Annotated in this window: 30 protein-coding genes and 1 other RNA gene; 26 read left to right on the forward strand and 5 right to left on the reverse strand. The window is 67.9% G+C overall.

The features are described from left to right. The first annotated feature begins 66 nt into the window (after nucleotides 1-66). The 9 genes from Q0907_RS16070 to Q0907_RS16110 all read left to right on the forward strand — a co-directional run bounded on the left by Q0907_RS16070 (nucleotide 67) and on the right by Q0907_RS16110 (nucleotide 7,239). Nucleotides 67-2,595: a DUF1631 domain-containing protein gene (locus Q0907_RS16070; RefSeq protein WP_299346758.1), complete on the forward strand. Its 2,529-nt coding sequence runs from the start codon at nucleotides 67-69 to the stop codon at nucleotides 2,593-2,595. Then, nucleotides 2,592-2,939, forward strand: coding sequence for a PilZ domain-containing protein (locus tag Q0907_RS16075; RefSeq protein WP_296278190.1), 348 nt, complete (start codon nucleotides 2,592-2,594; stop codon nucleotides 2,937-2,939). The genes Q0907_RS16070 and Q0907_RS16075 overlap by 4 nt, the downstream gene beginning before the upstream one ends. 67 nt (nucleotides 2,940-3,006) lie before the next feature. Continuing rightward, nucleotides 3,007-4,347, forward strand: coding sequence for a Xaa-Pro dipeptidase (gene pepQ / locus Q0907_RS16080; RefSeq protein WP_299346759.1), 1,341 nt, complete (start codon nucleotides 3,007-3,009; stop codon nucleotides 4,345-4,347). A gap of 58 nt (nucleotides 4,348-4,405) precedes the next feature. Next, nucleotides 4,406-4,843, forward strand: coding sequence for a hypothetical protein (locus Q0907_RS16085; protein WP_299346761.1), 438 nt, complete (start codon nucleotides 4,406-4,408; stop codon nucleotides 4,841-4,843). A 144-nt stretch (nucleotides 4,844-4,987) separates the two neighbouring features. Continuing rightward, the gene (locus Q0907_RS16090) at nucleotides 4,988-5,542 is read left to right on the forward strand and encodes a hypothetical protein (RefSeq protein ID WP_299346763.1); all 555 of its coding nucleotides are present in this window, start codon (nucleotides 4,988-4,990) and stop codon (nucleotides 5,540-5,542) included. Between the two features lie 78 nt (nucleotides 5,543-5,620). Then, nucleotides 5,621-5,953, forward strand: a complete 333-nt coding sequence (locus Q0907_RS16095) for a hypothetical protein (protein WP_343125232.1) — start codon at nucleotides 5,621-5,623, stop codon at nucleotides 5,951-5,953. Next, nucleotides 5,950-6,372 carry an MAPEG family protein gene (locus Q0907_RS16100; protein ID WP_299346765.1) on the forward strand — a complete coding sequence of 141 codons (423 nt, stop codon included), beginning with the start codon at nucleotides 5,950-5,952 and terminating at the stop codon, nucleotides 6,370-6,372. Before Q0907_RS16095 ends, Q0907_RS16100 begins: the two co-directional genes overlap by 4 nt. A gap of 24 nt (nucleotides 6,373-6,396) precedes the next feature. After that, entirely contained in the window at nucleotides 6,397-6,792 is a 396-nt protein-coding gene (locus Q0907_RS16105) for a YciI family protein (protein WP_299346767.1), read from the forward strand. A 9-nt stretch (nucleotides 6,793-6,801) separates the two neighbouring features. Further along, nucleotides 6,802-7,239 (forward strand): GFA family protein, encoded by a 438-nt coding sequence (locus tag Q0907_RS16110; RefSeq protein WP_299346769.1) that lies wholly within the window; start codon nucleotides 6,802-6,804, stop codon nucleotides 7,237-7,239. Between the two features lie 7 nt (nucleotides 7,240-7,246). Here Q0907_RS16110 and Q0907_RS16115 read toward each other — a convergent pair whose 3' ends face one another. Both Q0907_RS16115 and Q0907_RS16120 read right to left on the reverse strand, forming a co-directional pair. Continuing rightward, nucleotides 7,247-8,572, reverse strand: a complete 1,326-nt coding sequence (locus Q0907_RS16115; protein WP_296278183.1) for an aminopeptidase P N-terminal domain-containing protein — start codon at nucleotides 8,570-8,572, stop codon at nucleotides 7,247-7,249. Then, nucleotides 8,572-9,114 (reverse strand): UPF0149 family protein, encoded by a 543-nt coding sequence (locus Q0907_RS16120; RefSeq protein WP_299346771.1) that lies wholly within the window; start codon nucleotides 9,112-9,114, stop codon nucleotides 8,572-8,574. Before Q0907_RS16120 ends, Q0907_RS16115 begins: the two co-directional genes overlap by 1 nt. Before the next feature lie 197 nt (nucleotides 9,115-9,311). Here Q0907_RS16120 and Q0907_RS16125 point away from each other — a divergent pair, with 197 nt between their 5' ends. The 8 genes from Q0907_RS16125 to Q0907_RS16160 all read left to right on the forward strand — a co-directional run bounded on the left by Q0907_RS16125 (nucleotide 9,312) and on the right by Q0907_RS16160 (nucleotide 15,120). Continuing rightward, a complete protein-coding gene (locus Q0907_RS16125) occupies nucleotides 9,312-11,507 on the forward strand; it encodes an EAL domain-containing protein (protein WP_299346773.1) in 2,196 nt (731 codons plus the stop codon). Between the two features lie 158 nt (nucleotides 11,508-11,665). Beyond that, entirely contained in the window at nucleotides 11,666-11,887 is a 222-nt protein-coding gene (locus Q0907_RS16130) for a TIGR02449 family protein (RefSeq protein WP_296278180.1), read from the forward strand. Next, complete coding sequence (locus tag Q0907_RS16135) at nucleotides 11,884-12,180, forward strand: cell division protein ZapA (RefSeq protein WP_296278179.1); 297 nt, start codon at nucleotides 11,884-11,886, stop codon at nucleotides 12,178-12,180. Before Q0907_RS16130 ends, Q0907_RS16135 begins: the two co-directional genes overlap by 4 nt. Before the next feature lie 84 nt (nucleotides 12,181-12,264). Next, a non-coding RNA gene (gene ssrS / locus Q0907_RS16140) (6S RNA) lies at nucleotides 12,265-12,451 on the forward strand. Between the two features lie 204 nt (nucleotides 12,452-12,655). Next, nucleotides 12,656-13,255 (forward strand): 5-formyltetrahydrofolate cyclo-ligase, encoded by a 600-nt coding sequence (locus tag Q0907_RS16145; protein WP_299346775.1) that lies wholly within the window; start codon nucleotides 12,656-12,658, stop codon nucleotides 13,253-13,255. Next, nucleotides 13,252-13,719 carry an EVE domain-containing protein gene (locus Q0907_RS16150; protein ID WP_296278177.1) on the forward strand — a complete coding sequence of 156 codons (468 nt, stop codon included), beginning with the start codon at nucleotides 13,252-13,254 and terminating at the stop codon, nucleotides 13,717-13,719. Before Q0907_RS16145 ends, Q0907_RS16150 begins: the two co-directional genes overlap by 4 nt. Before the next feature lie 67 nt (nucleotides 13,720-13,786). Continuing rightward, nucleotides 13,787-14,437, forward strand: a complete 651-nt coding sequence (rpiA, locus tag Q0907_RS16155) for a ribose-5-phosphate isomerase RpiA (RefSeq protein WP_296278176.1) — start codon at nucleotides 13,787-13,789, stop codon at nucleotides 14,435-14,437. 14 nt (nucleotides 14,438-14,451) lie between these two features. Next, the gene (locus Q0907_RS16160) at nucleotides 14,452-15,120 is read left to right on the forward strand and encodes an SH3 domain-containing protein (protein ID WP_299346778.1); all 669 of its coding nucleotides are present in this window, start codon (nucleotides 14,452-14,454) and stop codon (nucleotides 15,118-15,120) included. Nucleotides 15,121-15,134: 14 nt separating this feature from the next. Here Q0907_RS16160 and Q0907_RS16165 read toward each other — a convergent pair whose 3' ends face one another. Continuing rightward, nucleotides 15,135-15,524 (reverse strand): hypothetical protein, encoded by a 390-nt coding sequence (locus Q0907_RS16165; RefSeq protein ID WP_296278174.1) that lies wholly within the window; start codon nucleotides 15,522-15,524, stop codon nucleotides 15,135-15,137. Nucleotides 15,525-15,672: 148 nt separating this feature from the next. Between Q0907_RS16165 and Q0907_RS16170 the strand changes: the two genes are divergently transcribed. The 3 genes from Q0907_RS16170 to Q0907_RS16180 are packed head-to-tail and all read left to right on the forward strand — an operon-like array spanning nucleotide 15,673 to nucleotide 17,501. Beyond that, entirely contained in the window at nucleotides 15,673-16,107 is a 435-nt protein-coding gene (locus tag Q0907_RS16170; protein WP_299346780.1) for a hypothetical protein, read from the forward strand. Between the two features lie 60 nt (nucleotides 16,108-16,167). Further along, nucleotides 16,168-16,614 carry a DUF192 domain-containing protein gene (locus Q0907_RS16175; RefSeq protein ID WP_299346782.1) on the forward strand — a complete coding sequence of 149 codons (447 nt, stop codon included), beginning with the start codon at nucleotides 16,168-16,170 and terminating at the stop codon, nucleotides 16,612-16,614. Nucleotides 16,615-16,652: 38 nt separating this feature from the next. Beyond that, complete coding sequence (locus tag Q0907_RS16180; protein WP_296278171.1) at nucleotides 16,653-17,501, forward strand: SirB1 family protein; 849 nt, start codon at nucleotides 16,653-16,655, stop codon at nucleotides 17,499-17,501. Between the two features lie 83 nt (nucleotides 17,502-17,584). Here the strand turns inward: Q0907_RS16180 and Q0907_RS16185 are convergent, their stop codons facing one another. Further along, a complete protein-coding gene (locus tag Q0907_RS16185; protein WP_299346783.1) occupies nucleotides 17,585-17,806 on the reverse strand; it encodes a rubredoxin in 222 nt (73 codons plus the stop codon). A gap of 35 nt (nucleotides 17,807-17,841) precedes the next feature. On the opposite strand from Q0907_RS16185, the gene thiE reads away from it, so the two are divergent. The 6 genes from thiE (at nucleotide 17,842) to Q0907_RS16215 (ending at nucleotide 23,672) form a co-directional block, all read left to right on the forward strand. Beyond that, entirely contained in the window at nucleotides 17,842-18,480 is a 639-nt protein-coding gene (gene thiE / locus Q0907_RS16190; protein ID WP_299346784.1) for a thiamine phosphate synthase, read from the forward strand. A gap of 100 nt (nucleotides 18,481-18,580) precedes the next feature. After that, on the forward strand, nucleotides 18,581-19,873 hold the full coding sequence (gene hemL / locus Q0907_RS16195) for a glutamate-1-semialdehyde 2,1-aminomutase (protein WP_299346786.1): 1,293 nt from the start codon (nucleotides 18,581-18,583) through the stop codon (nucleotides 19,871-19,873). Further along, complete coding sequence (locus Q0907_RS16200; RefSeq protein ID WP_299346787.1) at nucleotides 19,870-20,499, forward strand: HAD-IA family hydrolase; 630 nt, start codon at nucleotides 19,870-19,872, stop codon at nucleotides 20,497-20,499. Before hemL ends, Q0907_RS16200 begins: the two co-directional genes overlap by 4 nt. A gap of 66 nt (nucleotides 20,500-20,565) precedes the next feature. Next, entirely contained in the window at nucleotides 20,566-21,690 is a 1,125-nt protein-coding gene (locus Q0907_RS16205; RefSeq protein ID WP_299346789.1) for a type 1 glutamine amidotransferase domain-containing protein, read from the forward strand. Between the two features lie 3 nt (nucleotides 21,691-21,693). Then, complete coding sequence (locus Q0907_RS16210) at nucleotides 21,694-22,383, forward strand: response regulator transcription factor (protein ID WP_299346791.1); 690 nt, start codon at nucleotides 21,694-21,696, stop codon at nucleotides 22,381-22,383. Continuing rightward, a complete protein-coding gene (locus tag Q0907_RS16215; RefSeq protein WP_299346793.1) occupies nucleotides 22,380-23,672 on the forward strand; it encodes a HAMP domain-containing sensor histidine kinase in 1,293 nt (430 codons plus the stop codon). The genes Q0907_RS16210 and Q0907_RS16215 overlap by 4 nt, the downstream gene beginning before the upstream one ends. 1 nt (nucleotide 23,673) lies before the next feature. Here the strand turns inward: Q0907_RS16215 and Q0907_RS16220 are convergent, their stop codons facing one another. Further along, nucleotides 23,674-24,903 (reverse strand): acetylornithine transaminase, encoded by a 1,230-nt coding sequence (locus Q0907_RS16220; RefSeq protein ID WP_299346794.1) that lies wholly within the window; start codon nucleotides 24,901-24,903, stop codon nucleotides 23,674-23,676. Between the last annotated feature and the right edge of the window lie 89 nt (nucleotides 24,904-24,992).

Raw genomic sequence — 24,992 nt, forward strand, 5'->3', positions numbered from 1 at the left:
ATGGATGGGTGCGCAGGCGACACAGGGTGTGATAATGATGCCGCCACGGGGGAGCCCACTGCACCGATGACCGCGACACGACCGCCGACGTCCGCTGCCGCGCCGACCACGATTGCATCGTCGGCGCTGCCGCCGCGCGTGCGGCGACTGCTGCAGAACCTGTTCGACCACATCGCGCCGGATTTCGTTTCCGCGCTGAACGGCATGCTGGTGGAGTTCGAGCAGCAGCTCTTCAAGCAGGCCGAGCAGGCCCGCAGCAACCACATGCAGACGCAGATCTTCGTCGACCTGCGGTCGCTGCAGAAGAACCGTGTGGACCTGGTGCCGCAGTACATGTTCGCACTGGAGTCCGAGCTGGCCGCGATCCGCAGCACGCGCGGTGGCGGCGAACAGGCCCCCGCCCGCCTGGATTTCCAGACCATGACCCTGGTCGAAGACGCGGTGATGGACCAGGAAATCGTGCTGCGCGAAGTCGCGCGCCGGCATGAGCAGCGCGGCAACGCGCAGATCCTGATGCTGGGCCAGCGGATGGGCGTCATCGCCGGCCAACCGGCCTACGAGGCCGAGACGCTGCCGCTGGGCCCTTACCGCCTGTGCCAGCTGCTGAAGGAAGCCGCCGCCTGCCTCGAGTTGTCCATCGATGCGCAGCTCGTGCTGTACCGCAGTTTCGACCACAAGGTGATGCTGAACTACACCGAGTGGGCGAACACGGTGAACCAGTTCCTGGCGCGCGAGGGCATCCTGCCCGGCCTGGTCTACATGCCGCGGCGCGCACGCAATCTCGAGATCGTGCGGCCGCCCCGCGACGAGGCGGGCGGCGGCGCCCGGCCCATGACCGGCTGGCAGGGCCAGCCGGCCGGATCGCATTGGGCCACGCTGACGCCGGAGCAACTGCATGCGGTGGCGGGTGCGCTGACCGGTGGCAAGGCAAGTGGAGACGCCTTCCCGCCGGCGGCAATGTCTGCGCCCACCGCAGCCGATGCCGCGACCGCTGCGGACGCGCCGAAGGAGACGGCGGGCTCATTCGACGTCCTGCAGAAGCTGCTGGCCATCCGCCGCGGCGGACTCCAGGCCGATGCACTCGCGCAGGCCGGTGACATCGCGTCGCTCGGGGGACAGGCGGGCGACGGCGCAGCGATGACCCGCGACGGGGGGGTTGGCGCGCACCCTGCATCCATGGGCGACGGCGGCGGTCTGCCCCAGGCACAAGGAGGCACGGGCGGTGCTGCCGCAATGCCCTCGACCAACGGGGGCAGCGCGACGCGCGATGCGGCGCCACGCCGCCTGCTGCCGACGCCGGACGTCCTCGACACGCTGCGGATGCTGCAGAGCGCACCGCTGCCCGCACGGACACCGGACCAGCCGCGCCGCACCGTGGCGGACCTCCAGCAGACCATGCTCGCCGAAGTCCGCGCCAAGCACGGCCCCGGCGCCACGCTGGCCAGCGCCGATTCCGACACGTTCGAGCTGCTCGACCTGCTCTACAACGAGATCGAGCGCGAAGTGCAGCACGACGCGCCGGCCGCCGACATGCTGGTGCGCCTGCAGGTACCCGTGGTGCAGGCGGCCCTGCGCGACCGCAATTTCTTCCTGCGGCCGCAGCACCCGGCGCGCGACCTGCTCAACACGGTCGCCGAGTCCGGCGCCACCTGGCTCGGCGACGACGATGTCGATCCCCACCTGGTGCAACGCTTGCACAAGGCGGTGGAGACCGTCGTCGAGACCTACGAGGGCGATGAGGCTGTCTTCGAAGACGCCAACCGCGACGTGCAGCAGCACCTGCAGGCGGCCGCGCGCAAGGCGGAGCTGGCCGAGCGTCGGCAGATCGAAGCCGCACGCGGCAAGGACCGGCTGGAGGTGGCCAAGCAGCGCGCCGCGGACACCATCGAGTCGGCGATGGCCGATGCCAAACCGCAGAAGTTCGTGCAGGCGCTGCTCAGCCAGGCGTGGGCGGACGTGCTGACGCTCACCCAGCTGCGCAATGGCGAATCCTCCACCGAATGGGCCGACCAGCTGCAGACCACGCTGGAGATCGTGGCCGCCACGACCTCGGCGCAGCCCGCCGATCCGGCGCTCGCGACGAAGATCGAGAAGTCGCTGGTGCAGGTGGGCTACCACGAGGACGAGGCCGCCGCGATCTCGCGCCGGCTCTCCAGTGCGGAGGAAGACGAGACCACGTCGCGCACCGAGCTGACCGCGCGGCTGAAGGCGCGCGCGCGGCTGGGCGGACAGGGCGAGGTCAAGAAGAAACCGGTGCAGCCACGTACGCCGCAAGAGCAGGAGTGCTACGACTACCTGCGCACGCTGCCGTTCGGCACCTGGTTCGAATTCACCCGCAACCAGCAGGGCGACGTGCAGCGCCAGCGCCTGTCGTGGTTCAGTCCGGTGACCGGCAACGCCCTGTTCGTCAACCAGCGCGGCCAGCGCGTGGGCGAGCATTCGCTGGACACGCTGGCGCACCTGATGGCCAAGGGCCAGGCGCAGGTGGTCACCGAAGATCGCGGCCGCCTGATCGACCGTGCCTGGAACGCCACCCTCAGCGCGCTGCGCAGCCTGACGGGCCGTGGCGGCGAACCCGCAGGAGACATCGCATGATGCGCGAGTTCCGCCGCGCCCGCCGGCGCAACGTCCCGAAGCCGGTGCCGGTCTTCGACCTGATGACGGAACAGGTGATCGGCCGGCTCGGCAACCTCTCCGAATCCGGCATGCTGCTGGTCGCCACCGAACCGATGGTCGACGATGCGCTGTACCAGCTGCGTTTCCACTTGCAGGACGCGCGCGGCCAGGATCAGCCGATCGATGTGGGCGCGCACCTGATCTGGTCCGCCGCCGCGAACACGCCCGGGCAGGCCTTCGCCGGCCTGCGCTTCCTCACCATCGACCGCGAGCCGCTGGAACGGCTGCGCCAGTGGGTCAACGCCGGACCCGAAGCCGATTGATCGCACCGCTGCGGCCGGGTCCGGTCGATTGCGGCAGAATGGCGGCTCTTCAGTACGAGCCGACGCCATGAATGCCCCCGCTTCCTTCGATACCGACCTCGTCCCGCTGTACGCCGATCATCTGGCCACGATGAAGCGGCGGGCGGACGAAGCGTTGGCGCGCGGCGGCTTCGACCACTTGGTCGTGCCCAGTGGGACCCAGCATTGGCAGGTCTTCGACGACCGCGACTATCCGTACGCGGTGAACCCGCAGTTCAAGGCCTGGCTGCCGCTCACGCGGCTGCCCTACAGCTGGCTGGTGTACACGCCCGGCCAGCGGCCGCAGGTGATCTTCTACCAGCCGTTCGACTACTGGCATGTCGTGCCAGGGGCACCGAGCGGCTGGTGGGTGGACCACGTCGATGTCCACATCATCCGCAAGCCGGACGAAGCGGCGGCGCTGCTGCCGCCTGCGGCCCGCAGTGCGATCCTCGGCGAGCCGCAGAGCACGCTCGGCGACTACGCGCCGAACAATCCCGAGCCGGTGATCCAGTACATGGAATACCAGCGCTCTTACAAGACGCCCTACGAGATCGCGCTGATGCGGCAGGCGCAGCGCCTGGCCGTGCGCGGACACCGCGCCGCCGAAGCTGCCTTCCGCGCGGGGGAGAGCGAGTTCGGCATCCACATGGCCTACTGCACGGCGGTGGGCCAGGACGCCAATGACCTGCCCTACGGCAACATCATCGGCCTCAACGAACACGCAGCGATCCTGCACTACATGGAACTGCAGCGCGTGGCGCCCGATCCGCTGCGCAGCTTCCTGATCGACGCCGGCGCCAGTTTCCATGGCTACGCCAGCGACATCACCCGCACCTACGCCTACGACACCGGTGGCGAATTCCAGGCGCTGATCGACGCGGTGGATGCGGCGCAGCAGCGCATGTGCGCCGGGGTGCGGGCGGACGTGGATTACCGGCAGTTGCACGTGGATGCGCACCACACGCTGATGGGCATCCTGAAGGACTTCGGCGTGATCACGGTATCGCCCGAGGCCGCGGTTGCCACCGGCGTCAGCGCGGCGTTCTTCCCGCACGGGCTGGGCCATCCGATCGGCCTGCAGGTGCACGACGTGGCCGGCTTCGCCGCGAGCGATCGTGGCGGCCGCATCGAACGGCCCGCCGGCCATCCCTACCTGCGCATGACCCGCGTGCTGGAACCGGGCATGGTGGTGACCATCGAACCCGGCCTGTACTTCATCGACCTGCTGCTGGACGAGGTCAAGAAGAACGGCCACGCCGCCAGCGTCGACTGGACGCGCGTCGACGCATTCCGCCCGTACGGCGGCATCCGCATCGAGGACGAAGTGCTGTGCACCGAAGGCGATGCCGACAACCTGACGCGGCCGGCGTTCGCGAAAGCGGGCTGAGGCGGCGATTCGCAACGCGATCCCGGCCACTCACCGCTCGACGTCATCAGGTATCTCCATGGATAGCGACCTGATCGTGATGGCAACGATAGTCCTGCTGGCGGCCGCGGGCCTGGTGGCCGCCGTACTGCTGCCGGCGTGGATCGCATGGGCGATTGCCTGGCGGTCCGGCATGCCACGGTCCTGCAGACGGTCGTTCGCTTTCGCATGCCTGCTGTTGAGCTATGGCGTGATGGTGTTCGCGGCCGCGTTGCTGCTGCCGCTAGAAGTCCTCAAGACATTCATCGCCTCCGACCTGCACGCACGCGGCTACCGGGCGCTCGCCAATGGAATCTTCGTGGCCGCCGAACACGGTACGCCTATCGTCTCCTGTACCGCAGCCTTGGTCGCCGCTGTCGTCATTCCTCTCAGGCTGCGCAGGCATTGGCCCGCGATCACGTCCGCTGTCGCGGACGGCCCCGCCTCACCCGCGCTCCAGCGCGACGCGGATGCGTAGCAGCGGACGCTTGGCGCGCTGTGCGACAGCGTCGTAGTCCGGAACGGATCGAAGGCCGCAAGCGGGGACGTGCCGCGTAACGCATCCCGGGTGCGTTACGCTTACCCGGGCTACGGTCGCTAGACGTGCGCAACGGGGTTATTCATGGTCGGACAGCGCGTGAAATTCGGGTTATACGCCTTTTTGTTCGCGTCCTGCGCGCGTCAGGACGTAGGCGTGCAGGCACACGACGCCTTTATGGAGGCGATGCGCACGATGTCCACTTCGCCTCACTACGTCAAGATAAGACTGGTGGACCCTACACGCGGGATCACCAGAGATACCTGCGTGACAGCCAATCTCCTGAGGGGCGCTCTGCACCTCGAGACGGGAGTCGCTCACGACCGCGCCGGCACGACTGCCATTGATGCATCGCTTTCGGCGAACCGCGCTCACGAGTTCGTTTTCACTAATCCCGCTGCCTTCGCCAATATGCCCTCGCTCCCTGAGCTACAGGAAATCAACGAGGCCTCGCAACTTGTCTCGGGCCTCTCAGGCCCGGATATCGCAGAGTCTTTAAGCGAAGGTCCATTGGCGAACTTCACCGGACAGGGCGCTCGCCAAGAGGAGCGCTTAGCAGCGCTAGCCTGCGCACTGATCGACCGTGGCTACCGGCCTCGCCAAGCCGATCTTACTGGCGCGATCACCCTCGATACATAATCCGTGGAGCGGGCGCCACGCCTTTCATCCACTCTGACGCCTACGGAGGATTCGCATGCACGCAAGCGGACGGCACGCATGATGTTCATGATCGGCCAGGGCGAACGCGTGGTGCCGGTGGGCGAACCGGAGCCGCAGCATTGCCCGCGTTGCGATCAGGAGCGCGACTTCCAGCCGCAGCTGGCCTACAAGTACGGTGAGTTCGACCTGCTGTTCGGCTTCGTCTACGGTCGGCGCTACCAGCTGGCCTGTCCGGAATGCCACCATGGCTGGCGACTGGATCGGTTGCAGGCCGAACGGCGTTATGGCAAGCCGGATATCCCGTTCCGCCTGCGCTACGGTCTTTTCGTCCTCCTCGGCCTGGTCGCCGCCTTGGGTGCGGCCTACCTGGCGAATCCGTCGCTGCCATGACCGCGCTCACGCCCCTCGATACCGCCCTGCTGCTACCGATGACGGCGCATGTCGCGCTCGCCGCGTGCCTCTACGTGCTGCTGACGATCGCGCGGGCGCCGGCGATCTGGGGCATCGGCCGCCGCGCGGATGGCAGCAATCCGTGGGCGAAGGTCGAGCCGCGGATCAACGCCAACCTGTCCAACCAGTTCGAGTGGCCGCTGTTCTTCCATGTCGCCTGCGTCGTGCTGATGTTGCTTGGCGCGAACCACGCTGCCATCGCCCTCGCGTGGCTGTTCGTCGCCGGTCGTGTCCTGCATAGCGTCGTGCAGGTCGCGACCACGAACGTACGCCTGCGGGGGCTCGTCTTCACCGCGAATTTCGTGGCGGTGCTGGGCCTGTGGGGCCTGCTGCTGCAGGCAGCGCTGGCGCACGCGTAATCCGCCCTTCCTCCTGGACCCCTCATGACGACCTCCGACTACCTCCTCATCTCCCGCGGCCAATGGGACGAAAGCGCATCGAAAGAAGACGTGCAGGACGCCATCGATCGCTTCTACACCTGGTACGAAAAAGGCGTGGCCGACGGCGTGCTCAAGCCCGGCAGCCGCCTTGAGAACCGAGGCAGACAGGTATCTCGCACCGGCATCACCGACGGACCGTTCGCCGAAGCCAAGGAGCTGGTCGGCGGCTACTGGTTCATCGTCGCCGAGTCGCTGGACCACGCCGCGCGGATCGCGTCCGAGAACCCCTGCCTGGCCTTCGGGCTGACGCTGGAAATCCGGCCACTGGAGGCGGCGCGCGCACGTGTTGATGTCGTGGCCAACGAAACACCGTCGGCGTGGCGTTCCGGCGAAGGCTGAGGTCTGCCGATGCATGCGCTTCCCTCGGTGCTGGATGGCGGCTGCCACTGCGGCGCGCTGACGCTTGCCTTCTCCACGCGTCTGGTGCCGGCCGCGACGGCGCCCCGCGCGTGCGACTGCAGCTTCTGCCGCGCGCACGGCGCCGCATGGCTTTCCGATACCGACGCGCAGCTGGTCGTCCGCGTGCAACGGCCGGACCGCCTGCGCCGTTATCGGCAGGGATCGGAGGCCGCGCAGTTCCTGCTGTGCGGCGACTGCGGCGTGCTGGTGGCGGTCGTGTTCGAAGAGGGCGACCAGCGCCACGCCGCGGTCAACGCCGGATGCCTGGATGCACGCGACGGCTTCGCGCCGCCCGTGCCCGCCTCACCGCAACGGTTGGCGCCCGAGGAGAAAGCCGCACGGTGGCGGCAGCTGTGGATCCGCGACGTGCGGGTGGATAGCCCCTGAGGCGTGGTCAGCCCGCCGCCATCACCGCTTCGATCTCGTCCGCGCTGCGCGCCAGCGCATCGGTAAGCACACGCGGCTCGCCATCGGTGACCAGCACGTCGTCCTCCGTGCGGATGCCGATGCCGCGCCACTTGGGGTCCACCGTCTCGTCATCGTGGCCCACGTACAGGCCCGGCTCGATGGTGAACGCCATGCCGGCTTCCAGCAGGCGCGATTCGCCGTCGATGCGGTAGTCGCCCACGTCGTGCACGTCCAGGCCCAGCCAGTGGCCGGTCTTGTGGCGGTAGAAGCGGCGGTACGTGCCTTCGGCGAGGTTCTTCTCGAGCTTGCCTTTCAACAGGCCGAGCTTCAGCAGGCCTTCGGTCAGCGTCTCGACCGCGGCCACGTGCCCGGCCTCGTACGGCACGCCGACGCGGGCGCAGTCCAACGCGGCACGCTGGGCCTCGCCGACCAGGTCGTGCAGCGCGCGCTGCGCGGGGGTGAAGCGGCCGTTGACCGGGAACGTGCGGGTGATGTCGGCGGCGTAGCCGCGGTATTCGGCACCCGCATCGATCAGCACCAGGTCGCCGTCGCGCGCCTGCGCGGTATTCGCTCGGTAGTGCAGAACGCAGGCGTTGCGGCCGGCGCCGACGATGCTGTTGTAGGCGGGCCATGCATCATTGGCACGGAACACGCGCTCCACGTCGGCCTGCAGCTCGTACTCGCGGATGCCGGGGCGCGCCGCGCGCATCGCAGCGAGGTGGGCCTGGACGCTGATGTCGGCGGCGCGCTGCATCAGCTTCACTTCGTCCTTCGACTTGAACAGCCGCAGGTCGTGCAGCAGGTGGCCGAGTTCGAGGAACTCGTGCGGCGGCTGCGCGCCTTGCTTCACGTGAGCGCGCACGTGGCGCACCCAGCCGATCAGCTTGAGATCGAAGTCGGCGTCGCGCCCGAAGTGGTAGTAGACGCGGGAACGCCCTTCCAGCAAGCCCGGCAGGATCTCGTCGAGATCGTCGATCGGGTAGGCATCGTCCATGCCGTAGTCGTTGACCGCGCCGTCCTGGCCGGCGCGCGGGCCGTCCCAGCCTTCACGCTCGGGATCGCGCTCGCGGCAGAACAGGATGGTTTCGCCGTGCTTGCGACCGGGTACCAGTACCAGCACCGCCTCCGGCTCCGGAAAGCCGCTGAGATACCAGAAGTCAGAGTCCTGCCGGAACGGATAATGCGTATCGTGGCTGCGCACGCGCTCGGCGGCGGCGGGCAGCACCAGGATCGCGTCGTTGCCGGCCAGCCGCATCATCTGCTTGCGCCGGCGGGCGAACTCCGCCGCGCCGATGCCGGCGACGGCCTTCATCAGTTCAGGCTCCGGCGATGCCGGGGCCCGAGCACGCAGTCGCCATGCAGCAGCAGGACGGCCACCCGGACGAACTCCTCCAGTTCCGCCAGCGCATCCTCGTCTTCCTGGTCGTCGCTGCTCTCGGGCGATGCCTGGGCCAGTCGCGCGAGGTCCTGCAACGCCTCCTGCCCCTCTTCGGACAGCGGCGGCGCGGCGCCCGCGGCCAGTCCGAAGGCGCCCAGGAATCCCTGGCACCAGGCAAACAGCGCTTCCGCGCGCTCGTCGAGCGGACGGTCGGCGGGGGGCAGCAACAGGTCGAAGGCGAAGCTGCGGTCTTCCAGCTGGGCGACGGCGCACTCGCGCAACTGGTCAAGCGCGCTGCCGGTCGCAGGCGCCGGCAACTGGTCGTCGGCCAGCGCGCGGGCCAGCCAGGTGTCGTCGGCCGTGCCGCCACCGGCGAGCCAGCCGCACAGCGCACCGTGCAGTTCCGACGCGTCCATGGCCAGGCCGGACTGGCGGGAAGCGGCCGCCACGTCGGCGATATCGGGAAGGTCGGGCATAGAAGAACGCAATCCGTCAGGGGTTTCGGACAACCTTGCAAGTGTAGCAATCAAAAGCCGCTTCCCTCCTTGTTGTGCGTGTGTACGCATGCCTACACTCACATATTGCCTACGCATTGGCCCCTCGCCCCTCCATGCACGCCTCCCCTGTCGCTGCAGTCCTGGCAACGGCTTCCCCCCTGTCGTCCCGGCTGGCCATGGGCCTCGCGGGCCTGGTGTTGCTGGGCGTCGTGCTGATCGGGACGCGGCGCTGGTGGCAGGCATGGCTGGCGAGCCGGCAGGTTCCGCAGGAGCCGCTGCGCAGCGAGTCCCTGCGCAACCGCGACGAGCGACTGAAGCTGGCGCTGTGGGCCTCGGGCGAGCAGTTCTGGGATTACGACCTGGTGCAGCGCCGGCTCTACCGGATGCGGGCGGACGAAACCGCCGTGCAGACCGCCGACATCACCGTGCTGACGCGGCAGGGCGAAGTCCCGACCATCCACGAGGAAGACATGCCACTGGTGCAGGAGCGCCTGCGCCTGCACCTGCAGGGCAAGACCCCGCTCTTCATGTCGGAACACCGGATGGACATGCTGGGCAACGGCACTTGGGTATGGGTGCGCGCCCGTGGCCGCGTCGTCGAGCGCGACGGTGAGGGACAACCCATCCGGATCGCCGGCACCGCCCGCGACATCACCGCCAGCCGCAATGCCGAGTACGAGCACCGCATCGCCGGCGAGGTGATGCGCAGCATGAACGAAGCGGTGGCCGTGCTGGACTGGGCGCACCAGTTCATCACCATCAATCCCGCCTTCACCCGCATCACCGGCTATGCGGAAGAGGAAATCATCGGCCAGCCGATGACGATGCTGGACAGCGACCAGCACGAGGATGCCTTCTTCGAACGGATGAACCGCGAATTGCGCCTGACCGGGCGCTGGTCCGGTGAGATCTGGAAGGTCCGCAAGGATGGCGAGGAAATCCTCTGCCGCATCGAGACCAACGTGGTGCCGGACGCCACCGGCGAGCGTCCGTTGTACGTGCAGGTATTGACCGACATCACCGAGCAAAAGCGCGCCGAGCAGGAACTGCGCTACCTGGCCAACTACGACACCCTGACCAGCCTGCCCAACCGCTCGCTGCTGTCCGAGCGGCTGTCGCGCGCCATCGTGCGGGCGCGTCGCGAGCACGGCCACGTCGCCGTCCTGTTCATCGACCTGGACCGCTTCAAGGACATCAACGATTCGCTCGGCCACGCCACCGGCGACCGCATCCTGCGCTCGGCGGCCGCGCGCGTGCAGCAGACAGTCGGGACGCAGCACACGGTCGCGCGCCTGAGTGGCGACGAATTCACCGTGGTGCTGGAGGACATCAACGGCATGCCCGATGCCGAAGAGGTGGCCCAGCGCATCATCCAGGCCTTCCGTACGCCGCTGAACTTCGGCGAACGGCTGGAACTGGCGGTATCGCCCTCGATCGGCATCAGCCTGTATCCGGAGCACGCCCAGGTACCGACGGAGCTGCTGAAGCACGCCGACACCGCCATGTACCAGGCCAAGGCGATGGGGCGGCACACCTATCAGGTGTATTCGGAATCGATGGACGAGAAGAACCGCCATCGCGCCATCCTCGCCAGCGCCCTGCGCCGCGCGATCGACCGCAACGAACTGTCGCTGGTGTTCCAGCCGCGCCTGTCGATCTCGCGGCAGCGGATCACCGGCGTCGAGGCCCTGCTGCGGTGGGAGAGCAAGGAATTCGGCACCGTGTCGCCGGGCCAGTTCATCCCGCTGGCGGAAGAGTCGGGGATGATCCTCGAACTCGGCGCCTGGGCACTGCGCCACGCCTGCCTGACCCTGCGCGACTGGCACGACGCCGGCCTGGAAGAACTCAGTGTGGCGGTGAATGTGTCCGCCACCCAGTTGCAGCGCGGCGACCTGCAGACGGTGGTCGCGCGCACGCTGCAGGAAACCGGCGTCCCCGCCAACCGGCTGGAGTTGGAACTGACCGAGAGCGTGGTGATGGCCAGTCCCGAGCAGAACGCCGACACGCTGCGCGCCTGCCGGCGCCTCGGCATTTCGCTGGCGATCGACGACTTCGGCACCGGCTATTCATCGCTGGCGTACCTGAAGCGGCTGCCGTTGACCACGCTGAAGATCGACCGCGAATTCATCAGCGACTTCACCCACGACACCGATGACGAGGCCATCACCAGCACCATCATCACGATGGGACAGTCGCTGGCGCTGAAAGTCGTCGCCGAGGGCGTGGAGACGTGGGACCAGTACGAGTTCCTGCGCAACCACGGCTGCGACGAAGTGCAGGGCCACTGGGTCTCGCAGGCACTGGTGGCGGACCAGTGCCTGCGCTTCATCCGGGACTACTACCCCGGCTCGGGCATGCGCGTGGCCTCCTGACCCCGGCGACCCTGGCGGGAAACCCTGCGGGAGTGGGCCATGCCCGCGATGCTTTTCGATCTGACCACGCAAGAGCATCGGAGGCATGGCCCGCTCCTGCTGACATCCGGCGTTCGGCCGCTTGACCGCCCGGCAAGCGCACGCCTATCGTGACCGGCATGGACACCGCCGACCTCCTCGACCAGCTCCGCGCGCTCAGTACGCGCATCCAGGACCTGGCCGACCGGTGCCAGCGCCTGGCGGACGAAAACCGCAGCCTGCGCCAGCAACAGGAGCAACTGGTCGGCGAGCGCTCGCAGTTGCTGGCCAAGAACGAGCAGGCGCGGTCGCGCGTCGAAGCGATGATCAGCCGCCTCAAGTCCCTGGAGCAGCACACGTGAGCGCCAACGAACCGGTCAGCGTGCATCTGCTGGATCGCGAATACACCGTGGGCGTGGCCCCGGACGAACGTTCCAGCCTGATGGCAGCCGCCAAGCTGCTCGACAGCCGCATGCGCGAAGTACGCGGCAGCAATCGCATGGCGGCGGTAGACCGCATCGCAGTACTGGCGGCGCTCAATCTGGCACACGAATTGCAGCAGTTGCGCGACGAGCAGCACGCGCGCAACCGTGACGTCGAGCGCACGCTGCAGGATCTGCACCGCAAGCTGGACAGCGCGCTGGGCACTTCGTAACGGCGCTGCGACGTCGCCGACTGCGGACTGAATCCGCCGACGAACGGGCTAGGCAAAAAATCTTCGCTCGCTATACTGGCCTCGCGTCCTCTGCTGTACTCGACAGTGAGCGCAAACATTCGCCTTGTCCCTTAATGACGACCACGGGGGGGTGACGGTTACCGGGAGTGCAAGTCTGCCTCGCAGCGGAAAGCCCGATGGTTACCCAACCTTCCCACTTGAACCCCGGGTTCAAGGTCGTTTCGCGAACATCGTGCATGGCGGAGGACGTATTTTTCCCGCGGCAGCGGCATCAGCCGCGACCCGGCCGGTCCTGTTGCACCCGCCCTTGAGCGGGATGACTTCGAAACGAAGCCGACTGCACTAGGGATCCGACGCACAGGGCCGTGACTGAGGCCGCTCCCGCGGTCCCACCGGCAACGCTGGTGCGCATGCCGTAAAATTCGCGCATGCCTGTACCGTCCCCTTCCTTGCCATGACCGTCGAGCGCGATGCGCTGCGACGCGACCTGCGTGCGCGACGTCGCGCCCTGCCCGCTGCCGAGCGCATCGCCGGTGCGGATGCGCTCGCCGCACGCCTGTTCGCCCTGCCATTCTTCCCGACGACCGGCTATGTCGCCGGTTACTGGGCGATGGATGGTGAAATCGGGCTGCACAGCTGGCAGATGCGGCTGCCGAAGGGGCTGGTGTACTGCCTGCCCATGCTGTCGGACGACGCGACGCTGCGTTTCGCGCCCTGGCGACCGGGCGATGCCCTGGTGACCAACCGTTATGGCATCCCGGAGCCGGACGTCGATCCGCGCTCGGGCTTGCCCGCGACGGACATGTCCCTGATCGTCGTGCCGCTGGTCGGTTTCGACAAGGCGGGGCATCGCCTGGGCATGGGCGGCGGCTGGTACGACCGCACGCTGGCGCCGCGCCTGGAACGCCCTGCGCCGCCCTGGCTGGTCGGCGTCGGTTTCGAGGCGCAGCGGATCGACACGCTGGGCGCGCAGCCCTGGGACGTGCCGCTAGACGCCGTCTGCACCGAACGCGACACGCTGTTCCCCTCTCCCCTGCCGGACCCTTCGCCATGACCTCCCGCAAGCACTATTGGCTGATGAAGTCCGAGCCGGACACGTTCTCCATCGACGACCTGAAGAAGGTCGGCATCGAGCCGTGGAACGGCGTGCGCAACTACCAGGCGCGCAACTTCATGCGCGCAATGAAAGTCGGCGACGGGGTGCTGTTCTACCACTCCAACTGCAAGGAACCGGGCATCGTCGGCACGGCGACCATCGCGACGACGGCGTATCCGGACGACACCCAGTTCGATCCCACGTCCGACTACTACGACCCCAAGAGCACGCGCGAGGAACCGCGCTGGTCGTTGGTGGACGTGAAGTTCGATCGTGCGTTGAAGCGCACCATCACGCTGGACGAAATCAAGCGGCATGCCGACGACCTTGGCGAAGGTTTCGCGCTGATCCAGCGCGGCAGCCGACTCTCCGTGCTGCCGGTGACCGCCGCGCAGTGGAAGTTCCTGCTGGCGCTGGAGTAATGCGCATACCCTCGGGCGCGGTCCGCGTGCGCTCCCGCAGACATCATTTTCCTGTTGAGAAGACACCATGAGCGAAGCAAAGCGCCTGGCTGGCGAAAAGGCCATCGAGTTCGTCGAGGACGGCATGATCGTCGGTGTCGGCACCGGTTCCACCGTCGCCTACTTCATCGATGCGCTGGCCGGCATCAAGGACCGCATCAAGGGCGCCGTCTCCAGCTCGGAGCAGAGCACGGCACGCCTGAAGCAGCATGGCATCGATGTGCTCGACCTCAACCACACCGGCACGCTGTCGCTGTATGTCGACGGTGCCGATGAGTGCGATCCGCACAAGCGGCTGATCAAGGGTGGCGGCGCGGCGCTAACGCGCGAGAAGATCATCGCCGAAGCCAGCAAGCAGTTCGTCTGCATCATCGACCCCAGCAAGCAGGTGCCCGTCCTCGGCCGTTTCCCGCTGCCGGTGGAAGTCATCCCGATGGCACGCAGCCTGGTCGCGCGCGAAATCCTGGCGATGACCGGCGGCCAGCCCGTATGGCGCGATGGCGTGACCACCGACAACGGCAACGTGGTGCTCGACATCCACAATCTGTCGATCACCGATCCGGTGGCGATGGAGCGCGAGATCAACCAGATTCCCGGCGTGGTCAGCGTGGGGCTGTTCGCCCGCCGCCCCGCGGACATCGTGATCGTCGGTGGCGAACCACCGATCGTGCTGGGCTGAGGAAAAGGACCGCCGTGTCCGTCGCGCGCACCCTGTCGTTAGCCGGCCTGATGGTCGCGGCCGGCATGGCGACGGCCCGTGATCCCGTGCTTGCGCCACCGAGCCAGGCCTTGCCGCCCTCGGTACAGGCGATGCGCGACGATCTGCAACGCATCGTCGCGGCGCGCGACGTGCAGGCGTTGCGCGCCCACGTCCGCGATGCCACCACGCTGAGCTTCGGTGGCGATACCGGGCCCCAGGGCTTCGATGCCTTGTGGCTGCGCGATGCCGATGCCACGCGCGAGCTGTGGCGGATACTCGAGGAGGTCCTCGCCCTGCCCGGTGTGGCAAGGCAGGAGGATGGCGAGGCGGTGTACTGCGCGCCGTATGTGTACTGCCTGCCCTACCCGGGCGATCTGGACGTCTTCGAAGCGCAGGTGGTGGTCGGCCGCGATGTCGCCGTACGGGCGAAACCCGATCTCGCGGCACCCGTCGTCACGCGGGTCAGTCACGCCGTGCTGACGCGCGTCGACGACGCGGTCGACGGCGCCGGCGATTCCGCGTGGATGCGTGTTCGCCTGGCATCGGGCCAGGAGGGCTACATCGCCACTCGTCTGCTGCGTAGCCCGATCGACTACCGCATCTCCCTGGTCCGCGAAGGCGCGCGCGGGTGGGCGTTACAGTATTTCGTCGCCGGCGACTGAGCGCGCCGGGTTCTTCAGCTGTTGTCGGACAGCGCCCTGACCAGATCGCCGACGAGGTCGCGCTTCTTCGGCGACAACTTCAGGAACGTATCGATGACCTGGCGCTCGCGACTGCCGACACCGGACGGCCATGGCGATCGCGTCTCCGCCACGCGCGAACGCGAGGGTGAGCCGAAGCGAAGCGCATGCGGCTCTACTCCCAGCAGGTCCGCGATCACCTGCAGCTTGTCCTGCGCCGGGATCGCGCCCGCCCTCAGCCAACGTGACACCGTCTGGAATGTGACGGAACGACCTCGGTAGTGGCTGTTGAACAGATGGAACAACACTTTCGGCCGCGCTTCGTACCCCGCCTGCTGCATGGCGTTCGCCAGTCGTTGCGAGAATTTTTCGCGCTCGTTGCCCATGCCGGCCACGTTAGCGGCGTGAAGTCACACATATTCACTATCCACGTGAATTGACGCGCACTTTTTGAGTTCATACAGTGCGGCGCACCGCGCACGTCGGATGACAGTCACGACACGCATGCGCGACAACGGACACAAGGAGCTTCCGATGACACCGAAGGATCGCAACACGCACGACATCCCGCCGCGCACCGATACCGGCGACGTTCCGCACACGATGTTCGAAGCCGTAGCACCACCGCTCGACGATGCCCTGTACGTGCTGCAGGCCGCACCGGGCCACAGCCTGGCCGACCCCGGTCTCGCGCGGCTGACACCCGGCGGTCTCGATCGCCTGTTCCTCGCCGCGCGTCGCCAGGCCGAACGCAACCACGACAGCATCCTGTTGCTGCTCGACCTGCTGCAGCTCTCCCAGCCGGCGGACGCCACGACGCATCGACGACTGATGCCCCGGGTCGTCCGCCAGCTGCGACACCACGTGGAGGACCAGCACCGCTGGCAGGCGCTCGCCGACAACGCCGCCTACTACCGCGACAACCGTCGGGTCGCGGAGCGCGTGGCCGAGCGGCTGGCGTGCGGGTGACGCGGTCCCCGCGGCGGTCGGCGCTACACTGGCGGCTCCCTGATGACGCCGGATGTCGACATGCGCCTGCCCCCGTGGTCCGTTCTCGCCCCCGCCCTGCTGCTCAGCGCCTGTGCCAACGGCGGCCCCTGGGTCGAAGTCGGCGGCGAACGCTTCACGGTGGAGATCGCCGACGATGACGCCGAGCGCGCACGCGGCCTGATGTTCCGCGACGAGCTGGCCGCCGGCACCGGCATGCTCTTCATCCACGACGCCGAAGAACCGCAGGCCTACTGGATGAAGAACACGCGCATCCCGCTGGACATCCTGTACTTCGACGATGCCCGCAAGCTGGTCACCCAGCAACGCAACGTCCCGCCCTGCTCCGGCGGCGACAGCTGCCCCTCCTATCCCAGCGACCAGCCCGCCCGCTACGTGCTGGAACTGAATGCCGGCGAAGCCGAGCGGCTGAAGCTCAGGGACGGTGCGGAAATGGAGTTGGGCAAAGGCATTCCGCCTGTCCGCTGAGGCTTGATTGTCGCGACGATTGGCCGCAGTCTGTGGCCATGGGGGATCGACTGACATTGCCGGAATGGAATGCGTTGGCCAGCCAGGCGGACGACACCGTACCGCTGCTGGAAACCGCGCTTCTGATTGCGCGCGACGAGTACCCCGACCTGGACGCCGATCTCTACGACACGCTCGTCCAGAGCCATGCCGAACACCTGCGCCACGAGATCGACACGATCGAGCCGTGGCCGCTGAAGATGGCGGCCATCAACCGGCACCTGTTCGACGAGCTGGGCTACACCGGCAACCACGACGAGTATTACGACCCCCGCAACAGCTACCTCAACCAGGTGTTCGAACGCCGGCTCGGCAATCCGGTGTCGCTGGCGATGGTGCAGATCGAAGTCGCCCGCCGGCTCGGCGTGCCGCTGGATGGTGTGTCCTTCCCCGGTCATTTCCTGGTCCGCCTGCCGGTGGACGACGGCCTGCTGGTGATGGACCCGTTCAATGGCGGGCGGCCGCTCGGTGTGGACGAGCTGCGCGAACGCGCCAAACCCCATCTGGGCGGCGACGTTCCGGACGATGCCGCGCTGCTGCACATCCTCAATCCCGCCTCGCCGCGCGCCATCCTCGTGCGCACGCTGCGCAACCTGCATGGGCTGTATGCCGAGCGGGAGGAATGGGACCGCGCCGCCCGCAGCGCCGACCGCGTGCTGAAACTCACGCCCGACCAGCCCGACGCCCTGCGCGACCGCGGCCTCGCCTACCTGAAGATGGACTACAAGGCCGGCGCGCAGCGCGACCTGGCCCGCTACCTGCACCTGTCGCCGGAAGCGAACGATGCCGCGGCGATGCGCGAACAGCTGATCGAGCTCAACGCGGCGCGTACGTCGCGGATGCATTGATGTTGCCGGCGTGGGAGCGACGTAAGTCGCGATGAACCACCATCGGCCCATCATCGCGACTTACGTCGCTCCCACTAGACTCCTCAGTCCCGCTCCACCATCTCGAAATCCTCCTTGCCCACGCCGCAGTCCGGGCAGGTCCAGTCGTCCGGGATGTCTTCCCAGCGCGTGCCGGGGGCGATGCCCTCTTCGGGCAGACCATCAGCCTCGTCGTAGATGAAACCGCAAACCACGCACATCCAGGTGCGGAAGGTGGTGGTGGTGGCGTCGGTCACGGGATAATGCCGGCTGGAAGGAGCGGCCATTGTCCCATCGCCGCCCGCGCACCGGAAGTTCATCGATGACCTCGCTGCCGCCGTCCGTCCGCCCTGTCCGCGGGCTGTACCTGATCACGCCGGAGGAGCCGGAGACGGCGCGCCTGCTAGCGCGCGTGGCGGCCGTGCTTCCACACGCCACCTGGCTACAGTACCGCCAGAAGGGCGCAGATGCCGCTCTTCGCCAGGCGCAAGCCGCAGCCTTGCAGGCGTCATGCACGCAGGCCGGGGTACCGCTGATCATCAACGACGATGCGGCCCTCGCTGCCGACGTGGGCGCTGCAGGCGTCCATCTTGGCGAAGACGACGGCGACATCGCCGCCGCGCGCGCCTTGCTGGGACCTCAGGCCATTATCGGTGCCTCCTGCTACGACGACGTCGCCCTGGCCGAACGCGCGGTGGCCGCGGGCGCCAGTTACGTGGCCTTTGGCGCCTTCTTTCCCACCACCAGCAAGGTCACCACGCGACGTGCGACGGCCTCGCTGCTGTCCGAGGCTGCTGCCCTGGGCGTTCCGCGGGTGGCGATAGGCGGCATTACCCCTGACAATATGGGCCCGCTGGTGGTGGCCGGCGCCGACCTGGTCGCCGTGATCGGCGGCGTGTTCGAGGCCGCCGATCCGGTGGCCGCGGCGCGGGCCTACCGAGCAGGATTCGACCGAGCCTGATGCTCCTGTGGGAGCGACGTAAGTCGCGATGATGGGCCGATGGTGGTTCATCGCGACTTACATCGCTCCCACAAGACGACCTCCCATTTTCTGGAATCCCATGAATCACGACCAGTCCCACGCCCTCTTCGCCCGCGCCCAGCAGTTGCTGCCCGGCGGCGTCAATTCGCCGGTGCGCGCGTTCAAGTCGGTCGGGGGCGAACCGTTCTTCGTGCAGCGCGCCGATGGCGCGTACCTGCACGACGTCGATGGCAATCGCTACATCGACTACGTCGGTTCGTGGGGCCCGATGATCGTCGGCCACAACCATCCGACAGTGCGCGAGGCGGTGCAGGCGGCGATCCAGGACGGCCTGTCGTACGGCGCGCCCTGTCCGGCGGAAGTGACGATGGCCGAAACGATCACGCGCCTGGTGCCATCGTGCGAGATGGTGCGCATGGTCAACTCCGGCACCGAAGCCACGCTGTCGGCGATCCGCCTGGCGCGCGGCGCGACCGGGCGCAACCGCATCGTCAAGTTCGAAGGCTGCTACCACGGCCACGGCGATTCGTTCCTGGTGAAGGCCGGCAGCGGCATGCTGACGCTGGGCGTGCCGACCTCGCCCGGCGTGCCGGTGGGGCTTAGCGAACTGACGCTGACGCTGAGCTACAACGACGTCGAAGGCGCCACGCAGCTGTTCGAACAGTACGGCAGCGAGATCGCCTGCCTGATCATCGAACCCGTCGTCGGCAACGCCAACTGCCTGCCGCCGCGCGAAGGCTACCTGCAGCACCTGCGCGCCCTGTGCACACAGCATGGCACGCTGCTGATCTTCGACGAAGTGATGACCGGCTTCCGCGTGGCGCTGGGCGGCGCGCAGGCGCACTACGGCATCACGCCGGACCTGACCACCTTCGGCAAGATCATCGGCGGTGGCATGCCGGTGGGCGCCTATGGTGGCCGTCGCGACCTGATGCAGCGGATCGCACCGGCCGGCCCGATTTACCAGGCCGGCACGCTGAGCGGCAATCCGGTGGCGATGGCCGCGGGTCTGGCAATGCTGGAGCTCATCCAGGCGCCGGGTTTCCACGACCGCCTCGCCGCGGCGACAGCGACGCTCTGCGATGGCCTGGAAGCCGCCGCACGCGATGCCGGCGTGGCGCTGACCACCACGCGCGTCGGCGCGATGTTCGGGCTGTTCTTCACCGACCAGCAAGTGGACACGTATGCGCAGGCCGTGGCCTGCGACACGGCGGCGTTCAACCGCTTCTTCCACGCGATGCTGGAACGCGGCGTGTACCTGGCGCCGTCGGCGTTCGAAGCCGGCTTCATGTCCAGCGCGCACACGCCCGACGTCATTGACGCGACGATCGCCGCTGCCCGCGAGGCCTTCAAGGTCGTCGCCGCGGGATGAAGCCCCGCATCCACCAGGTGCTGTTTGATTTCGACGGCGTCCTGGCCCACTACCGGCACGACGTGCGCATCGCGCACCTCGCCGCGCATGCGGGTTGCGCCTCCGAACGGGTGCGCGAGGTGTTGTTCGTCTCGGGCCTGGAAACCGAGTACGACAGCGGCGCGATCGACACCGCCGCCTATCTCGGCCGACTGGGCGAGGGCTTGGGCGCGGTGGTGGATGAAGACACGTGGCTGGCTTCGCGCATGGCGGGCAGTACGGCCATCGACGGCGTGCTGGAGCGCATCGCAGCGCTGCACCCCGCCCTTTCCCTGGGCGTGCTGACCAACAACGGCGTGATGATGACGCACGCGATCCCCCGCATCGTTGCGCCGATGGCGTCCAGGATCGAAGGCCGCGTGCTGACCAGCGGCGGACTGCAGATGCGCAAGCCGGCGACAGCGACGTTCACGCGTGCGCTAGACGTGCTGGGCTGGGACGCCGGCAGCACGCTGTTCGTCGACGACAAGTTCAACAACGTGCGGGGCGCACGCGACGCCGGCATGCATGCCGAAACCGTCACCGATGCGCGCAGCTTCGGCAAGGCGCTGAAGCGTTACGTGTTCGGCCCGCAGACGGGCTGGTAGCGTGCGTTTGAAGCTTGGTTGATCCGGGCGCGGGAGACTGGCGGCCTTCCCTCGGAGATCCGTCCCATGTCCCTGATTCCCAACGCCCTGCGCCGGCTGGGCGCACTGCTTTGCTTCGCCGTGGTACTGCCCGCGCACGCCGCCGTGCCGGGCAAGGTGCTGATCGTCGTCAGCGGCGAGGGACGCGACCAAGGCAAGACCCGTCCCGGCTACGAGTTCGACGAACTGTCGCAAGCTTGGTTGATCTTCAAGGCCAATGGACTGCAGGTGGACGTCGCCAGTCCGCAGGGCGGTGCCGTGGAAGCCGACAAGTACAACGCGAAGGAACCTTTCAACGCGGCGTTGCTCGGTGATGCAGAGGCCATGCGTACGCTGGGGGCGACGCGTTCGACGCGCGACGTGAAGGCGGCGGACTACGCGGCGATCTACGTCGTCGGCGGCAAGGGCGCGATGTTCGATCTGCCGCGCGACAACGCGCTGGCGTCGCTGCTGGCCGAAGCCTACATGCAGGGCGCCGTGATCGGCGCGGTCTGCCATGGGCCGGCCGCGCTGGTGGACGTGAAGCTCGGCGACGGAACGATGTTGGTTGCAGGCAAGGCGATGACGGGCTTCACGAATGAAGAGGAAGCGGTGTTCGGCAAGCGCTGGGCGAAGGAGTTCCCGTGGCAGCTCGAGGACGCGTTGCGCGGGCGCGGGGCGCGGTGGCAGGAAGCACCACTGATGATGGCGAAGGTCGTCGTGGACGGGCGCCTGGTCACCGGGCAGAATCCTTACTCCACGCCCGGCGTCGCCGACGCCATCGTGCGCGCGACCGGCCGCACGCCCGTGGTGCGCACGACATGGCGCGACGAGCTGACGATGGCGCTCGCGGCCCGGGCCCGCAGTGGCGATGTGCGTGGCGCAGCGGACGCGCTGGCGCAGGGTCGCGAGCGCTATCACGTGGACCTGCTGGGCATGCTGGGCTATTACCAGGCGCAGGCGGCGGGTGGCGACGACGACCTGCGGCATGCACTGACCCTGATGCAGTTGGCGATGCCCTACATGGCGCAGCCGCAGCTGAAGCTCGGTGCCGCCGAGGCCCATCTCCGCCTGGGCGAACGAGAACAGGCGAAATCGCTGGTGCAGCAGGTGCTGGCGGGCAAGCCGGACATGGCCGAAGCTAAGGCCCTCCTGCAACGCATCGATGGTTGAACGATGACGGCACCTGCTGCCCGCATCTTGGTGATCGAAGACAACGCGCTGCTGCGGGTGCAGTTGCAACACCTTTTCACCGATGCTGGCATGACCGTCGAGTTCGCTTCGGATGGCCTCAGCGGATTGCAGATGGCGCTCGACGCGCCGCCCGACGTGCTGGTGCTCGACGTGGGCTTGCCCGCACTCGATGGCCTGCGCCTGTGCGAGCGCCTTCGGGCGGAGGCCGATCGCCACGTCCCGGTACTGATGCTGACCGCACGCGACGCGCTGGAGGACAAGCTTCAAGGCTTCCGCGCTGGCGCCGACGACTATCTGGTCAAGCCGTTCGCGGGCGCGGAACTGATCGCGCGCTGCCTGGCGCTCACGCAGCGACACCGCAGTGGCGAGACCCATGTCGTGCGGATCGGCACGCTGCGCGTCGATCGCCGGCACGCGCTGGCGACACGACACGAGCTTCCGCTCGACCTTCACCAGACGGCTTACCAGATCCTGCTCGCCCTGGCCGAGGCGTGGCCACGGACTCTGACGCGCAGCGAATTGATCCAGCGCCTGTGGGGCGATGCGCCGCCGGAGTCGGATCCGCTGCGTACGCATCTCTACCTGCTCCGCCAGGCGCTGGACAAGCCGTTTGCCACGCCGATGCTGAAAACCGTGCATGGCGTGGGCTTCCGGCTGGAAGCCGACGCATGAGCGCATCGATCCTGCCGCGCCGGCGGCTTCGCAACCGCATGATGCTGGTGTTCGCGGCGTTCACGCTGGTGCTGGCCGCGCTGTTCGGCCTTTACACGCTGCTCTTCGTCTACACGGTCGAGGACCAGCTGTTCGACACGCTGCTCGAGCGCGAGGCCGCGACGCAACAGGATCACTACGCCGCGCACGGACGCTGGTCTCCGCCGCGGAACGGCTTCATGAGCGTGGTCGAGCGGCGCGATGATCTGCCCGACGGGATCGGCCGCGTGCTGCGCGAGGAGCCCGCACGAAGGGAGTTCGCCGGCGCGGACGGGCGCCACTACCACCTGCTTGCGCTGGATCCACCCGCACCCGCCACGCGCGCCTGGCTGGTCGCCGAAGTCAGCGGCCTGCTCGCGGTGCGGCCGATGCGTGGGGAAATGCTGCAGCTGCTGGCCTGGACCGGCGCCATCGCCGTGGTGCTTGCGCTGCTCCTCGGCGGCTGGCTGGCGCGACGGACGACGGCACCGCTCTCGCGATTGGCGGACGCCGTCGGCGAAGCGACGCCGGAACGACTGCCGCCGCACTTCGCTGCAGGCTTTCCCGATGACGAGGTCGGGCTGCTCGCAAGGCGCCTGGACGATCTGATCGGCCGCGTCCGCGCCTTTATCGATCGGGAGCGCGAATTCACCCGCGACGCGAGCCATGAACTGCGCACGCCGTTGACCGTCATCCGTGCCGCCAGCGAGCGACTTTCCGCCGACACGACGCTGAGTGCCGACGCGCGCGCCAGCGTCGAACATATCGGGCAGTCCGCTTCGCACCTGGAGCAGACCGTCGCCCTGCTGCTGGCGCTGGCGCGCGAACAGCCCGCGCCTCCAACGGCGTCGACACCAGTGACGCGCGTAATCCCGCTGCTGGAGCGCGTCGTGGTAGAGCAGTCGCCCTTGCTGGAAGGCAAGCACGTACAGGTGGCGGTCGAGGTGCCCGCGGACCTCACCAGTACGTTGACGGCGCCCGTGCTGCAGGTGCTGTTGGCCAACCTGATCGGGAATGCGTTCGCGCACACCCGCGAAGGCGACGTTGTCATCGTGGCCGACGGCGACACCCTCTGCGTCAGCAATCCCGGGCACGCGGTCCGCGAGGGCGATTTCGCGCCATTCGTGAAAGGCGAGGACAGCACAGGCTTCGGGCTCGGTCTGTCGATCGTGCGACGGCTGTGCGAACGGCACGCCATCGACCTGCGCTTCGAAAGCAGTGCGGACGGCAGCACCGCCCGCCTTCGTCTCCGCCAGGACGCTTCCGGATAGCTCAGCCCGGCATCGCGAACGCCCTGAGCGCGGCGTTCAGGCGCTTAAGGCCCTCTCCGACTTCCTCGTCGGTGATGTTCAGCGCCGGCACGAAGCGCAGCACGTCCGGACCGGCCTGCAGCATCAGCAGGCCCTGCGCGGCAGCGAGGTCCAGTACCTCGCCTGCACGGCCTGCGTACTTCGCGTTGAGCACCGCCCCCAGCATCAGGCCGCGGCCACGCACCTGGGCGAACAGCCCGAGTTCCGCGTTGATCGTGTCCAGGCCTTTGCGCAGGGCGGCGGACTGGCGCGCCACGTTGTTGGCGATCTGTGGCGATGCCAGCTTGCGCAGCGCCACGCGCGCCACGGCCGCCGCCAGCGGGTTGCCGCCGAACGTGGTGCCATGCGCACCGAACTGCATCACCTCGGCCACCTTCGGCCCGGCCAGCATCGCGCCAATCGGGAATCCGCCACCCAGCGCCTTCGCCAGCGTGATGATGTCAGGCACCACGCCGTCCTGCCAGTGCGCGAACAGCGTGCCGGTGCGGCCCATGCCGGCCTGGATCTCGTCCAGCACCAGCAGCGCGCCGTGGTGGTCGCACAGCTCGCGCACGCCGCGCAGGAACCCGGATGCCGCCGGCATCACGCCGCCCTCGCCCTGCACCGGCTCCAGCATCACCGCCGCCACGTCACCGCACGACATCGCGATCTCGAGTTGGGTCAGGTCGTTGAAGTCGACATAGCGGAAGCCGCCCGGCAGCGGTTCGTAGCCTTCCTGGTACTTGGGCTGTGCGGTCGCGGTGACCGTGGCGAGCGTGCGGCCGTGGAAACTGCCGCGGAAGGTCACGATGACGCGCTGGTCCGGCGCGCGCCCCTGCGAGGCCGCCCATTTGCGCACCAGCTTGATCGCGGCCTCGTTCGCTTCCGCACCGGAGTTGCACAGGAACACGCGTTCGGCGAAGCGCGAGGCGGTGACCAATTCTTCGGCCAACCGCAGCGGCGGCTCGCTGTAGAACACGTTGCTGGTGTGCCACAGCTTGCCGGCCTGTTCGGTCAGCGCCGCGACCAGGTCGGGATCGTTGTGGCCCAGGCCGCAGACCGCGATGCCCGCGGACAAGTCCAGGTACTCGCGTCCTTCGCTGTCCCATACGCGTGCGCCCTGGCCGCGCGCCAGGATGACGTCGCGCGGACGATAGACGGGCAAGTAATAGCGCTGTCCGTTCGACAGCAGGTCGGGGGTCGTGGCGCTCATGGGCAGGCGGCAGGCGGGACGGAGGCCCATATTGTCACCCATGCAGACCCGTGCGACAGGTCGGCAGGGGCGCCAGCGGCTTGCGTTGG

The sequence above is a fragment of the uncultured Pseudoxanthomonas sp. genome (assembly GCF_947498795.1).
Lineage (GTDB): Bacteria > Pseudomonadota > Gammaproteobacteria > Xanthomonadales > Xanthomonadaceae > Pseudoxanthomonas_A.

What these genes read in the sequence shown, in the direction of transcription:
- Q0907_RS16100 (WP_299346765.1), top strand. Translation starts at nt 5,950, where the DNA reads ATGACCGCGCTCACGCCCCTCGATACCGCCCTGCTGCTACCGATGACG.
- Q0907_RS16110 (WP_299346769.1), top strand. Translation starts at nt 6,802, where the DNA reads ATGCATGCGCTTCCCTCGGTGCTGGATGGCGGCTGCCACTGCGGCGCG.
- Q0907_RS16170 (WP_299346780.1), top strand. Translation starts at nt 15,673, where the DNA reads ATGACACCGAAGGATCGCAACACGCACGACATCCCGCCGCGCACCGAT.
- Q0907_RS16145 (WP_299346775.1), top strand. Translation starts at nt 12,656, where the DNA reads ATGACCGTCGAGCGCGATGCGCTGCGACGCGACCTGCGTGCGCGACGT.
- Q0907_RS16090 (WP_299346763.1), top strand. Translation starts at nt 4,988, where the DNA reads ATGGTCGGACAGCGCGTGAAATTCGGGTTATACGCCTTTTTGTTCGCG.
- Q0907_RS16125 (WP_299346773.1), top strand. Translation starts at nt 9,312, where the DNA reads ATGGGCCTCGCGGGCCTGGTGTTGCTGGGCGTCGTGCTGATCGGGACG.
- Q0907_RS16115 (WP_296278183.1), bottom strand. Translation starts at nt 8,572, where the DNA reads ATGAAGGCCGTCGCCGGCATCGGCGCGGCGGAGTTCGCCCGCCGGCGC.
- pepQ (WP_299346759.1), top strand. Translation starts at nt 3,007, where the DNA reads ATGAATGCCCCCGCTTCCTTCGATACCGACCTCGTCCCGCTGTACGCC.
- Q0907_RS16175 (WP_299346782.1), top strand. Translation starts at nt 16,168, where the DNA reads ATGCGCCTGCCCCCGTGGTCCGTTCTCGCCCCCGCCCTGCTGCTCAGC.
- hemL (WP_299346786.1), top strand. Translation starts at nt 18,581, where the DNA reads ATGAATCACGACCAGTCCCACGCCCTCTTCGCCCGCGCCCAGCAGTTG.
- Q0907_RS16085 (WP_299346761.1), top strand. Translation starts at nt 4,406, where the DNA reads ATGGATAGCGACCTGATCGTGATGGCAACGATAGTCCTGCTGGCGGCC.
- Q0907_RS16120 (WP_299346771.1), bottom strand. Translation starts at nt 9,114, where the DNA reads ATGCCCGACCTTCCCGATATCGCCGACGTGGCGGCCGCTTCCCGCCAG.
- Q0907_RS16075 (WP_296278190.1), top strand. Translation starts at nt 2,592, where the DNA reads ATGATGCGCGAGTTCCGCCGCGCCCGCCGGCGCAACGTCCCGAAGCCG.
- Q0907_RS16150 (WP_296278177.1), top strand. Translation starts at nt 13,252, where the DNA reads ATGACCTCCCGCAAGCACTATTGGCTGATGAAGTCCGAGCCGGACACG.
- thiE (WP_299346784.1), top strand. Translation starts at nt 17,842, where the DNA reads ATGACCTCGCTGCCGCCGTCCGTCCGCCCTGTCCGCGGGCTGTACCTG.
- Q0907_RS16070 (WP_299346758.1), top strand. Translation starts at nt 67, where the DNA reads ATGACCGCGACACGACCGCCGACGTCCGCTGCCGCGCCGACCACGATT.
- Q0907_RS16180 (WP_296278171.1), top strand. Translation starts at nt 16,653, where the DNA reads ATGGGGGATCGACTGACATTGCCGGAATGGAATGCGTTGGCCAGCCAG.
- Q0907_RS16220 (WP_299346794.1), bottom strand. Translation starts at nt 24,903, where the DNA reads ATGAGCGCCACGACCCCCGACCTGCTGTCGAACGGACAGCGCTATTAC.
- Q0907_RS16200 (WP_299346787.1), top strand. Translation starts at nt 19,870, where the DNA reads ATGAAGCCCCGCATCCACCAGGTGCTGTTTGATTTCGACGGCGTCCTG.
- rpiA (WP_296278176.1), top strand. Translation starts at nt 13,787, where the DNA reads ATGAGCGAAGCAAAGCGCCTGGCTGGCGAAAAGGCCATCGAGTTCGTC.
- Q0907_RS16205 (WP_299346789.1), top strand. Translation starts at nt 20,566, where the DNA reads ATGTCCCTGATTCCCAACGCCCTGCGCCGGCTGGGCGCACTGCTTTGC.
- Q0907_RS16210 (WP_299346791.1), top strand. Translation starts at nt 21,694, where the DNA reads ATGACGGCACCTGCTGCCCGCATCTTGGTGATCGAAGACAACGCGCTG.
- Q0907_RS16215 (WP_299346793.1), top strand. Translation starts at nt 22,380, where the DNA reads ATGAGCGCATCGATCCTGCCGCGCCGGCGGCTTCGCAACCGCATGATG.
- Q0907_RS16165 (WP_296278174.1), bottom strand. Translation starts at nt 15,524, where the DNA reads ATGGGCAACGAGCGCGAAAAATTCTCGCAACGACTGGCGAACGCCATG.
- Q0907_RS16105 (WP_299346767.1), top strand. Translation starts at nt 6,397, where the DNA reads ATGACGACCTCCGACTACCTCCTCATCTCCCGCGGCCAATGGGACGAA.
- Q0907_RS16130 (WP_296278180.1), top strand. Translation starts at nt 11,666, where the DNA reads ATGGACACCGCCGACCTCCTCGACCAGCTCCGCGCGCTCAGTACGCGC.
- Q0907_RS16185 (WP_299346783.1), bottom strand. Translation starts at nt 17,806, where the DNA reads ATGGCCGCTCCTTCCAGCCGGCATTATCCCGTGACCGACGCCACCACC.
- Q0907_RS16095 (WP_343125232.1), top strand. Translation starts at nt 5,621, where the DNA reads ATGATGTTCATGATCGGCCAGGGCGAACGCGTGGTGCCGGTGGGCGAA.